Source organism: Psychrobacillus sp. FSL K6-2365, assembly GCF_038003165.1.
Lineage (GTDB): Bacteria > Bacillota > Bacilli > Bacillales_A > Planococcaceae > Psychrobacillus > Psychrobacillus psychrodurans.
This window is the reverse complement of sequence record NZ_JBBOOO010000001.1, coordinates 186,798-199,227: the sequence shown is the minus strand read 5'-3', so window position 1 is coordinate 199,227 and position 12,430 is coordinate 186,798. Positions and strand designations below refer to the sequence as shown.

Below are 12,430 nucleotides of genomic sequence, written 5' to 3'. Positions count from 1 at the left end.
TAATTTCCTTTTGGCATTCAATACTTTAATTTCATAAGAGTCAATATTAGATACAGAATTTAGTTCCTTAGAATGTAGGATTTCATTCACTGTCTCTTCAATTTCCATTGCTAACTATGTGCATCTTTATCTGAACCTTATATTGAAGTTTGAATGGTAATGGATTTTTGATACTCAGTATTTATATTTCCGAATACGTGTTTATATCTATGTCAACAATGGATTTAATTACATTTTTTGCAATGGAATCAATATCCTTTTTTACTGAATTAAAATATTCTTTATTCTCTTTAACTTTTACCTTCATTCTATTTCCGAGTTCGAACTTACTGTAAATTCCAAATTCCCATATTTATCATAATTTTTTTCAGTTACCGTATTCAATGTAGAAAATTGTAATTCTCGTTCTTTAGTAGATAAAGGTTCTGGTTCATCCTTATTCAACAGGCTAAATGATGCTATTCCCACTATAAGTATCCCATTAATAATCAATATCCTTTTTAACATATAATCCCTCCTGTTAAGAAGGTAAGGGTGTGCCTCTGCATCTTATTAATTTAGTTTCGTATATTTTAAACTTAAAAAGCTAACAATGGAATTAATATGGAATTTTACCGTTCTTCCAAAAATGCTTTTTTACATATAGAAGTGAGGAATGTACATGTTTTGGAAAAAACAATCAAATGAAAATAAGCCTGTTTCTCAATCAAACGCAGAATCAGAAATATCAATAGAGACTCTAAAAAAAGCCCTCGTTCAAATGGATGATGCGGAATTTGTGGAAATCAACATTTCTGAAAATCAAAATGTTGATCTTATCTACGTAAGAACTCTGATTGACCAAGAAAGATTAAATGAAAGCATTCTAAAACCTTTATCTAACTGTTCCAAACAATCCATTCAGGAATGCATTGTTCACTCAACAATAAATTCCATTTCCACTTTTAATGAGGCAAAAAAGCAGCTGTTTAAAGGATCTGTCTTGTTATTTGACTCTTCGTCAAACCTTTGGTTCGCTATCCCTTTAGAAAATCCACTTGGACGTGCAATTGAACCATCCGATACTGAAACCATCCTTTTAGGAGCAAAAGACAGCTTTAGTGAACAGCTAGAACAAAATATTACGCTCATTCGTAGACGTCTTCCAACACATGAACTGAAAACAGAGAAGTTCACCGTTGGTTCTTTAAGTGAGACAAATGTGGTCTTATTGTACATAGAAGGGCTGACCAATCCAGAATTTGTTTCAACCGCCAAAAAGAAGATTTCGGAAATTAATTATGATCTCTTCTTTGAATCTTCTCAAGTAGCTGCATTCATGGAGGAAAATCCAGACAGTATTTTTCCTCAGTTTCAGCAAACTGACCGACCTGATGTTGTTGCTTATTCTCTGGGGTTAGGAAAAATTACGATTTTGGTAGATAATACACCTTTTGCTCTAGTTGCCCCAATTACTATTTTTCATTTGTTCCAATCACCAGAGGATTATATTAATCGATGGGTAGTTGCCAGTTTTTTGCGCACCATGCGATATGTAAGTTTTATTCTATCTATCACATTGATCCCATTCTATGTGGCACTAACAACTCATCACTATCAAATGATTCCTTTACAAACACTTTTCGTCTTGGTGGAGTCAAGGAGCAAGCTTCCGTTCACACCTTTTTGGGAAGCGTTTATCATGTTGATTTTTATTGAAATTATAAAAGAAGCAAGTTTAAGGATGCCAACAAAGACTGGTCAAACGCTTGGGGTTATTGGGGGCATTGTAATTGGTCAAGCAGCAGTTGAGGCTGGTTTGGCAAGTAAGGTGTTAATTGTTATGGTAGGGATTTCAACTATCGGATCCTTTCTTGTTCCTAATTACCTTGTGACAAAGGCGAATTCAATGATTCAACTCATTCTTCTTGTATTTTCTTCGTTTCTTGGGATAGTAGGGATTGTTCTGGCAATGATTATCATTTTAGCACACCTTAATGGCTTGTCTTCACTCAAGCAGCCATATTTATCCCCTGTTACCCCTTTCTATGGAAAAGATTGGCTAGACCTATTCATTCGAGGTCCTTTAGTCAAAATGAAAGAGCGTCCAGCACATCTTAAACCACTGAAGAAGAAGAGATATCAAACTAGGAGATGAACTGATGGAAGCTCTTCAATTATTTAATAAGAATGAAACCTATAACGGGTTCTATGTCATGTTGATGGTAAATCGCCTCCAAATGCTTTACTTTTTTTTGATTATGCCAAGATTTTTAATCCATCCATATATGATTTGGGTGATTATAGTGGTCGGCATATTGTCTCAACTAAACATTCTTCTTTTATCCAAATGGTTTTTAACCCGGTTTTCTAGCGAGGGTTACAACGGATTTGTCCAATTATTCGGGAAAAAACTTGTACGTCTCCTCTCATTCATCGGTTTATTCTTTATCCTGCTAAAACTTTTCGTGATTATGTTAGGATTCTCGGAAATGATACAAATATTTATGTTTCCAGCTACAGATTCAAATTGGCTTATCTTTTTTATACTGTTGTCTTGTTTGTATGTAGCATGGAAGGGTGTTGAAAAAACTATACGTTTTGTTGTAATTTCATTTTTGTGTACATTTTGGATGTTCTTATTCTTTGCCTATTTCTTCTTTCCTCCAATAGCTCAACTCAGTGATTTGTATCCGATTATTCCAATGGAATTAAGTGAGGATTCCTGGAAAGGAATATTATTAATATTATCTTCATTTTCAGGGCCTGAATTTCTGGTATTTTTGGGCCCGTGGTTTAAAACAAATAATAAAACATTTCGTTATTTGTCTTATGGGAATGCTCTAACCGTTACAGAGTATGTATCCTTATATATGGCGTCCTTATTCTATTTCGGTTCCAATTATTTAAGCAAAAGTCCATTTCCAATTGTCACTATGGCCCGTTATTTTCAAAACCCAGTAATTGAACGTATTGATATGGTCATGCTTTCTTTGGAATTATTTAACATCGTTTTTGCAGGTTCAATTTTTCTTCTGTTGTTTTATGGAGCATCTAAAATAGCTAATGGGAAAGTGGATAAACCATCAAGTCGAGTAGGCTTTTTATTCAGTGTATTCATTATTTTAATTGGAATGATTCTTGTGAATGAATGGATTTGGAAGGCTGATGAAAAGCAGGTTATTTTACTTAATCTTCAGATTTTAGCAGGAAGCTTAAGTTATTTAATGGTTCCAATTATTATTATCGTAGCGATGAAGATAAAGGGGGTTAATAAACATGCGACTACGAAAGAAAATGGCTAAAAGTTTTTCAATTATATTTATTGCATTATGGTTAACTGGATGTGCCCCTTTTGCTGAAAACAACATTATTGAAGAGCTTGCTCCAGTCACATTTTTATCACTTAGTAAAGGGGAAGAAGGTAAAATAAAAATCAGTACGATATTGCCTCCTCTAAGCAAAGAAAAAAAGAGTGTAATGACGCAAGAAGTAAGCTTAATGAAGGAGGGATTAATGGATTTTAATTTAAACTTCTACCAGGAAATGAAATCTGGGCAAATGCGAATGCTGATAATTAATGAAGACCTCGGAAAAGAGGGGATTATGTCCGTTATTAATGTGTTATTAAATGATCCGGATATTTCTTTGAGAATTTATTTAGTTATTGTAAAAGGAAATTTTGAAAAATACTTGGAAAATCAATTGGAGAAACAAGAAAATCTTGATTACTCCTTTTACCGAATGCTGAAGCATTATGAGGAAAAAAATCAGGGCGATATTAGTATTGTTAATCTACATGAATTTAAAAATTTGTTATATACTCCTTATTCAGATCCTTTCTTACCTGTATTCAAAATAGAAAGTGACGCAATCAGCTATGAAGGTACAGCCCTGTTTCAAAATGATAAGCTAGTTGAAATAATAACAAATTTTGATGATCGCATCTTCCAGCTGTTAAACAACGGTCACTACTTATCTGTTTTGCCGATCCCAGAATTAAAAGTTGTTCTAGGTCATGTTAGATCTAAAACGAAAGTGGATATTAATAAAAGCTTGTCTACAATGACCTATACCGTGAATATAGACTCAAGAATTGAAGAATACCGGGGAGAAAAGCAAATATTTGAACCAAAGGATTTAGAAGACTTGAAAAAAGAAATCCAATCCAATCTTGAAAAACAAACACAAGAACTAGTAAAAAAGATGCAAGAATTGACTGTAGATCCATTACAGCTAGGCATTCATACATTAAAACCATTTTCAAAATCAATGGATGAAAAAAAATGGATTGAACTATTCATGAAGATGGATATTAAGATTGATTATCAGCTTAATATTGAGCCTTTGACGGATTCAAACGCAAAAAGTTAATTATAATAAAAGAAAAAAGCGCACTCACTTGAGTGGTTCAGTCTTTTTAAAAAACTACAGATTGCTTATTAGAGAATAAAAAAGCGATTTAAATCCCACCTTAAAACCAAATAGAAAATACTATAAATGAAAAATCATTCTCGGTAAAGATTTGAGAAGGACCTTCAACAATAAGATTCCCTTTTACTGCACGTATTTTAAATTCGGCAGAGTTACAAGAAATGACGATCAAATAAGTCACGTCAAATACCTATGTATACATCATAGCTGCTAGATGTCCTGTCGAGCAAGCGAAGCGCAGTAGGAAAGAAGAACAATTTATAATCTAGGAAAAGAGCAATATGTGACAACTATCTTGACAAACACCAAGTTATTGTTTCACTATCTCGATTATTTCCGTATAAGTTACAGTGGCATAATTACTTAGTCGCTCACTTAATTCCTCGCCAAGATTTCTATATTCACTATTGCTTTTTCAGAAAGATTGCAAAATTTCTCTTCCAAACTTTCATAATGAGGTTCTTCACTTTTACTATTTTCTACCGCTAAAAATAATCTCCATATTTACTCGATATAATTTTTTTCTATTTCTGCGTATTCATGAGCTTCAACTTTTTCAAGCATTATCGTCAATCTATTTAAGTAGGTTTGAATATCACAAAAATAATTAAACAAAATTAAGAAATCGTTCCTTTTCTCGTCGTCCGTCGGAAAAATGTATTCTCCATAGGCTGATAAAACAGCATTCCCAATGTCATCGTTAGTTTACAATTCACTACGATTTACTTTAATTTTAATAACTAATTATTCTCCCCTAATTCTGATTTTTAAATTGAAGAAGCAATATCAAAAACTACATACATTTCAGGAATTTCTTAACGTACCACAACAACAACTTCCCGTAGCATAGTGATTTTTCAATAGTTGAGTCGTTGGTTTCTCGAAGAATTAGCTAATCCCTTATTCAACTAAACTGCTTCGTTAGTTTAAGTGTAACATTTCACATTGTATATAAAAATAGACCATCATTTTTGATGGTCTATGGTCATGTTTAACTAAAGCACCCGTTACTTTAAGATTAACATTTCACAAACTTTGATATTTTTAATAATTGTAGATAAAAAACCTACAACATTCCCCAGAATAAATTGGTTTGTGCCGTAAGGAAGAAAATAATTAACCCTATGGAAAGCACTTTGATTATTTGTTTTCGAGACTGATATAGAACAAAAATTGTGGCAATCCAGAGTAGAAACTCCAATATATTTCGGATATCAAAATACCAAAACCCAAATGCGAAAGCCTGTCTTGAAATAATCACAAATATTATAGATGAAATAGAAATAGAAATTATACCTTTCCCTTTTGCATACCAACATATAAGAGCAAAAAGAGGAGAAATACAAGTCATTATAATCCAAATCATCATATAAGATTTAGGAAAAAAACCAGCTACCAGAACTGTGTATAGATAATAGCTACCTACCATACCTATGAAAAACAATAAAACATTTAAAGCAGATTGAACAGGCGATTTACTACACACAGATATCATTACCGCAAGGAAAATCCAAATCCCTATACGAGAAAAAAAGTTACTTAAATCAAACATTTCGAGAAGATAGGGTAAATAATTACTTGGGGTTGTGTCAAGTGCCTTCGAAACAACGCCTAAAATAACCCCTGCGATAAATATTAAAACCGAATATAAAAACTTCTTGGATAGCGATATTCTCGTTGGTCTACGAATCTCATTTAAAAAGTCTACCATATATTCCCTCCCGAAACATTGTTTCTCGGATTTTTACATTAGGTGAATACAATACATATTGTAACTTCTTGTTGAACTAAACTGCCCCGTTAGCCATCCATGAAGCGCAAAATCAGCGCTTCACCACAGAGAATGAAAATGTGAAAATCGGGTATAGGATACTACGGCTGGCGAAGAAGGTCGATCAACTATGGTGCCATTGAGCCCATCCGTTAGTCTGACTCCGACGACCACGGTGCATCACAGACTGTCGCACTCTATACGAGTAGCACTCATGGGAGATTAATCCTACTCTGGTTATTGCACCAGCCTGCCTTTATTCTTACAAGAATGGAGTTGATTCTTGATTTACCTTGCAACTTAATATAACTCCACTCTAAAGGCTCAGCCTTTTTTTAAAAAAGCTATTTCTGAGTCTCTTTTGTTATGCAATTTTGTTGATTTTGAACATTTTTTAATTTTCATGGGAGTTGAATAAGTATCTTTTTTTCTATTGCACATTTTGTTAGAAATGTGACGCTTTAAACCTCTCTTAGTCCTTCATCATCACCAATGATTTCGAGTACAGGTTGCTTCAAAGCCTCCTGTATCCCAATTAAAGCATCTTCTAAATCTACTAGTGATTCTTGTCTTAGAATGTTTTCATCCCATACCCAACCACTAGGTTTATTATCTTTGTAGTAAACCTCGCAAATATCAAATATAACTTCTTCTTCACTTACTTTCTTTTTTACAACTCTGTAATTCCAAAGCATTAATAACCACCCTTTCTGTTACACATTTTGTGTCGAATGCGACATAAAAAGAATGGAGTTTCATATCCCTTCTTCAACTAAACTGCCGTTAGTTTAAGTGTAACATTTCACAATGGATTTCTGAGATCTACTTCATGTTTTGGATAAAAAAACAGACCATCGAAATGATGGTTTTGTTTAACTTAAGCACCCGTTAGCCATCCATGAAGCGCAAAATCAGCGCTTCACCACAGAGAATGAAAATGTGAAAATCGGGTATAGGATACTACGGCTGGCGAAGAAGGTCGATCAACTATGGTGCCATTGAGCCCATCCGTTAGTCTGACTCCGACGACCACGGTGCATCACAGACTGTCGCACTCTATACGAGTAGCACTCATGGGAGATTAATCCTACTCTGGTTATTGCACCAGCCTGCCTTTATTCTTACAAGAATGGAGTTGATTCTTGATTTACCTTGCAACTTAATATAACTCCACTCTAAAGGCTCAGCCTTTTTTTAAAAAAGCTATTTCTGAGTCTCTTTTGTTATGCAATTTTGTTGATTTTGAACATTTTTTAATTTTCATGGGAGTTGACGAGTTTTATTATAATTCCGCATAAAACAGCTACTCCTACAAATGTGAATAGGTAAAGAAAAGGAGAATGAGAATTAACCTTACTAAAAACCACTTCACTTTGAAGTGTCTCTACATTATCCCAAGCACTTTCAAAATCTGGTTTATAATTTCTTGTTTTTATATAACCGACTAACATCATACCGAAAAAATAGACTACATGAATTACAATTGAACTAATAAATGCTTGAAGGAACAACATCATTTAGACACCACCTTTACAACCCCTTATCACCATAATAACCTATATGTCTTGTTCAACTAAACTGCCGCGTTAGTTTAAGTGTAAACCTTCACAAACTTTTTCTCATTTTAACATAAATATCCAGTTAAAGTGAATTTACTATTAACAGATATAGGGTAGGTGTCACCATACCATTTCACTATAAATCAACCTTTACCTTTAACATTGTCTAAAACATAAAACACGTATTTCGGTGGTTTTATACCCAATTATCCGATTATATAAAGTGGATCTAGTTGATTGGAGCGTAGAGCGGCGACTCCAGTGGGAACAGCACGAGCTGAAGACCCTGGACTGAGCAGCGCGAGGGAAGCGGCTGAAGCCGTGCCCACGGAAAGCATCCGCTCGCAGCGGAAATCAACGGCATATCTACATTATTAATTTTAAGGAACGGGCGTCTTTTACCCGGTTTTTCTTTAATTTGAAATTTGACCTGTATTTTAATCATATAAATTTGTAGAATGTGGAGGAAGTTTCACCTCCAGTAACGAATCATAAGAAAAGGGGAGTGTTTGTTTTTATGTGGAGTAAAATTATTGGGTTATTAATAGGAGTTATGGGAATCATTTATATTTTCTTCATACCAGGTGACCCTGTTTCAACGAAGATTCTTTTTAAGCTTATTCCGATGCTGCTTATTATTTTGTTTGCGTTTCTTCAACCCGTCGGAGAATCTAGAAAATATAAGACCCTTATTTTAATCGGTCTTACGGTATGTATGCTTGCTGACGGATTAATATATTGGTTTATAGTCGGACTTATCACATTTTTAATCGGTCATATTTGGTATATCTTTGCATTTAAACAAATTAAACAAACGTCTATTCCGAAATGGGCTATTGTATTACTCCTAGCATATGGGTTCGTAATGGTTATTTGGCTTGCAGGAACTCTTTTGTCACAAGGAGATACAATATTGGCATTTGCAGTCATTATTTATATTGCTGTTATTTTGATGATGGGATGGAATGCTTTTCAAACTGCCAATAAGTTCGCAATTATCGGTGCTATTTTATTTATATTTTCGGATTCTACACTCGCTATCAATAAATTCATAGTAGATGTCCCTTTCTCTGATGCTCTTATTATGATCTCCTATTACGGAGCGCAATTCATGTTTGCTCTTAGTATTCATTATTCCGTATCTCGAAAGAATCTGTTAAAATAAGAAGTAGCTTTTCAAATCGAAAGGAGATTTAATCTCATGAAAGAAACTTTAATCGAGCGTTTAGTACGCTACGCAAAAATAGATACACAATCAGATGCTTCAAGTAAAAACTGCCCATCTACTGAAGGTCAATGGGATTTACTTCATGAGCTTCAAAAAGAATTAGCAAATGTAGGATTAGAGGAAATTACATTAGACGAGAATGGGTATCTTTTCGCAACCTTACCTGCTAATACAGACAAAGATATACCAACTATTGGTTTCTTAGCTCATGTTGATACAGCTACAGATTACACAGGAAAAAATGTTAAGCCCCAGAGAATCGACAGTTATGACGGACAAGATATCACCCTAAATGAACAGACAATCATGACAGTTCAAGACTTCCCTGAATTAAAAAATTATGCTGGTCACACACTTTTAACTACAGACGGAACTACGCTTCTTGGTGCAGACGATAAAGCCGGAATTGCTATCATCATGACCGCAATGGAATATTTCATCCAACATCCAGAAGTAAAACACGGGAAAATTCGTGTTGCGTTCACACCTGACGAAGAAATCGGACGTGGTCCACATAAATTTGATGTGGAAAAATTTGGAGCAAAATTCGCTTATACAATGGATGGTGGCCCTTTAGGAGAATTACAATTTGAAAGCTTTAACGCAGCTGGTGCCAAGGTTATAACGAATGGTAAAAGTGTTCACCCAGGTTCTGCAAAGGACAAAATGGTGAACTCCATTACTATGGCTACAAAATTCCAATCTCATATGCCAATAGATGCTGTTCCTGAAAAAACGGACGGTTATGAAGGTTTTATACATTTGATGAATTTTACTGGAGACACGGAAAAAACAGAGCTTAGTTATATCATTCGGGATCATAATCGTGAAAAGTTCGAAGCAAAAAAACAATTGTTCATAGACACAGCAGAGAAGATTAAAGCAGAGTATGGCGAAAATGCTATAACTGTGGAACTAAACGATCAATATTACAATATGGGTGAAAAAATCACACCTGTAATGGAAATTGTAAATGTAGCAAAAGATGTGATGATTGCACTAGATATCGAACCACTTATTATTCCAGTCCGTGGTGGAACAGATGGCTCTCAGCTTTCCTATATGGGAATGCCTACACCTAACGTATTTACAGGTGGAGAAAACTATCATGGAAAATACGAGTTCATCTCTGTAGATGTCATGGAAAAATCAACCGAGGTAGTAAAAGGGATTATTCAATCGTTTGAAAAACAAGCTTAAGTTGGTGTGAATATGCGTGAAATATTACTAGGAGTTTTAGCTTCTTTGTTTTTTGCTGTTACCTTTATACTTAATCGTTCTATGGAAATATCGGGAGGGAGCTGGATTTGGAGCTCCTCCCTTCGATACTTTTTCATGTTGCCCTTTTTATTCTTCATTGTTTATTATCGAAAAGGTTTATCTACTACTTTCAAAGAAATAAAATCTGCTCCAGCCGCTTGGTTACTATGGAGCTTTGTAGGTTTTGTATTATTTTACGCACCACTCACTTTTGCAGCAGCATATGGACCTGGTTGGTTAATATCTGGTATGTGGCAATTCACGATTGTCGCAGGGGTTCTACTTGCACCATTATTTTTGATGAAAGTAGAAAACAGAGTCATTAAACAAAAAATCCCAGTCGTCTCACTATTTATTTCTCTCCTCATTTTAATAGGTATCATCCTTATACAAATTCCAAATACCGAATCAGTAAATTTGCAAATGTTTATTTTAGGGATTTTACCTGTACTGATTGCAGCATTCGCCTACCCTTTGGGTAATCGTAAAATGATGGGACATTTAAATGGACGTTTAGATACATTTCAGCGCGTTTTAGGAATGACTTTAGCGTCTATGCCAGCTTGGATTTTACTGGCGATTTACGCTGTATTCACTGTAGGCTTACCATCTTCAGGTCAAGTATTTCAATCCTTTATTGTAGCTATTAGCTCGGGAGTTATAGCTACTATATTGTTCTTCATGGCAACCGATCGGGTTCGAGATCATCAAGGTAAATTAGCAGCCGTAGAAGCAACACAGTCAACTGAAATCATTTTCGTTATTATTGGTGAAATGTTCTTATTGCATGTGCCTCTACCAACACCAATTGCTCTTATAGGACTCGGAATTATTATTTTAGGTATGTTCTTGCATAGTTACTACACGAAAATATTAAATGCAAAAGCTCTAACTGTACAAACAAAAACAGGGCAATAGAAAAGATAAAGTGGAGTGCCGTGAAAATTAGCGACACTCCATTTTAAATTAACCCTTTAACACCGGCTGATAAAGTAGAGACACTCCCGAAGAAATTGCTGCTTCACTTACTGCTGCAGCCACTACTTGAACCACTCTCTCATCTAAAGCTCTTGGAATGATGTAGTCATCTCTAAGTTCGTTTTCATCAACTAGCGATGCAATTGCCTCGACAGCAGCTAACTTCATACGCTCATTAATATCCGTTGCTCTTACATCTAGTGCTCCTCTGAATATCCCTGGAAAAGCCAACACATTATTTACTTGGTTTGGATAATCAGAGCGCCCAGTAGCTATCACTCTAACTCCCCATTCTTTTGCAAGTTCATATGAAACTTCCGGAGTAGGATTGGCAAGAGCGAAAATAATGGAGTCGTTATTCATTGATTGAACTAGATCTTTTGTAAGTAGATTAGCTACGGATACACCGATAAATATATCCGATTTATCCATCGCATCTTTTAGCGAACCAGTTAAACCAAGTGGATTTGTTAAATTTGCAATCGATTGTTTAACAGGATTCATGCCTCGTTCTCGACCTTCATAAATAATTCCTGTTGAATCACACATAATAATATTAGTATATCCTAACTGAAGAAGCACTTTTAGAATTGCCATTCCCGCAGCACCAGCTCCATTAATCACAACTTTAACATTATTATTTGTTTTATTTACTAGTTTCATCGCATTTTTAAGCCCAGCACCTACGACAATCGCTGTCCCGTGTTGATCATCATGAAATACAGGTATATCTAGCTCCATGCGAAGTCGATCTTCTATTTCAAAACAACGTGGAGCCGAGATGTCTTCTAAGTTTATAGCACCAAAAGTTGGACTAAGTGCTTTTACGATCTGGACTATTTCATCTACATTTTTTGTGTCCAAACAAATCGGAAACGCATCAACCCCAGCAAACCTTTTTAATAATATTGCTTTTCCTTCCATGACAGGTAAAGCAGCTCCTGGCCCAATATCACCGAGTCCTAATACGGCAGTACCATCAGTTACTACAGCAACTAAATTCCCTTTTGCAGTATAATCGTAAATAGTGGATGGATTGTTATGAATTTCAATACACGGTTCTGCAACACCTGGTGAGTAGGCCAAACTTAAATCCTCCATGCTATCCATTGGAACTTTAAAGACAACCTCCATCTTTCCCTTACTTTCACGATGCAATCGTAGCGCTCTTGATTTCAAATCCATCTTCACACCATCCCTTTCATATTTTCCCCTTTGATA

At 35.1% G+C, this 12,430-nt stretch carries 11 protein-coding genes; 6 read left to right on the top strand and 5 right to left on the bottom strand.

The window, feature by feature from the left end; all coding sequences use genetic code 11:
• Positions 1 to 303 precede the first annotated feature (303 nt).
• Positions 304 to 507 (bottom strand): hypothetical protein, encoded by a 204-nt coding sequence (locus tag MKY29_RS01005; protein WP_241600669.1) that lies wholly within the window; start codon positions 505 to 507, stop codon positions 304 to 306.
• A 154-nt stretch (positions 508 to 661) separates the two neighbouring features.
• Between MKY29_RS01005 and MKY29_RS01000 the strand changes: the two genes are divergently transcribed.
• Genes MKY29_RS01000 through MKY29_RS00990 form a run of 3 tightly spaced genes read left to right on the top strand, consistent with a single transcriptional unit; the run spans position 662 to position 4,353 of the window.
• Positions 662 to 2,137: a spore germination protein gene (locus tag MKY29_RS01000; RefSeq protein ID WP_241600668.1), complete on the top strand. Its 1,476-nt coding sequence runs from the start codon at positions 662 to 664 to the stop codon at positions 2,135 to 2,137.
• Positions 2,138 to 2,141: 4 nt separating this feature from the next.
• Positions 2,142 to 3,284: a GerAB/ArcD/ProY family transporter gene (locus MKY29_RS00995; protein ID WP_241600667.1), complete on the top strand. Its 1,143-nt coding sequence runs from the start codon at positions 2,142 to 2,144 to the stop codon at positions 3,282 to 3,284.
• Positions 3,259 to 4,353, top strand: coding sequence for a Ger(x)C family spore germination protein (locus MKY29_RS00990; protein WP_340878734.1), 1,095 nt, complete (start codon positions 3,259 to 3,261; stop codon positions 4,351 to 4,353). Before MKY29_RS00995 ends, MKY29_RS00990 begins: the two co-directional genes overlap by 26 nt.
• 1,126 nt (positions 4,354 to 5,479) lie before the next feature.
• Here MKY29_RS00990 and MKY29_RS00985 read toward each other — a convergent pair.
• The 3 genes from MKY29_RS00985 to MKY29_RS00975 form a co-directional block, all read right to left on the bottom strand.
• On the bottom strand, positions 5,480 to 6,124 hold the full coding sequence (locus tag MKY29_RS00985; RefSeq protein ID WP_340878733.1) for a DUF6518 family protein: 645 nt from the start codon (positions 6,122 to 6,124) through the stop codon (positions 5,480 to 5,482).
• 521 nt (positions 6,125 to 6,645) lie between these two features.
• On the bottom strand, positions 6,646 to 6,879 hold the full coding sequence (locus tag MKY29_RS00980) for a hypothetical protein (RefSeq protein WP_340878732.1): 234 nt from the start codon (positions 6,877 to 6,879) through the stop codon (positions 6,646 to 6,648).
• A 558-nt stretch (positions 6,880 to 7,437) separates the two neighbouring features.
• Entirely contained in the window at positions 7,438 to 7,701 is a 264-nt protein-coding gene (locus MKY29_RS00975) for a hypothetical protein (RefSeq protein WP_269923045.1), read from the bottom strand.
• A 559-nt stretch (positions 7,702 to 8,260) separates the two neighbouring features.
• Between MKY29_RS00975 and MKY29_RS00970 the strand changes: the two genes are divergently transcribed.
• From MKY29_RS00970 to MKY29_RS00960, 3 genes are read left to right on the top strand one after another with little or no spacing between them, the layout of a single operon-like run.
• Positions 8,261 to 8,908 (top strand): lysoplasmalogenase, encoded by a 648-nt coding sequence (locus MKY29_RS00970; protein WP_241600399.1) that lies wholly within the window; start codon positions 8,261 to 8,263, stop codon positions 8,906 to 8,908.
• 36 nt (positions 8,909 to 8,944) lie between these two features.
• Positions 8,945 to 10,171, top strand: a complete 1,227-nt coding sequence (gene pepT / locus MKY29_RS00965; RefSeq protein WP_241600397.1) for a peptidase T — start codon at positions 8,945 to 8,947, stop codon at positions 10,169 to 10,171.
• A 12-nt stretch (positions 10,172 to 10,183) separates the two neighbouring features.
• Entirely contained in the window at positions 10,184 to 11,149 is a 966-nt protein-coding gene (locus MKY29_RS00960; protein ID WP_241600396.1) for a DMT family transporter, read from the top strand.
• 48 nt (positions 11,150 to 11,197) lie between these two features.
• On the opposite strand, the gene MKY29_RS00955 is transcribed toward MKY29_RS00960, so the two are convergent.
• Positions 11,198 to 12,394: an NAD(P)-dependent malic enzyme gene (locus tag MKY29_RS00955; RefSeq protein WP_269923046.1), complete on the bottom strand. Its 1,197-nt coding sequence runs from the start codon at positions 12,392 to 12,394 to the stop codon at positions 11,198 to 11,200.
• Between the last annotated feature and the right edge of the window lie 36 nt (positions 12,395 to 12,430).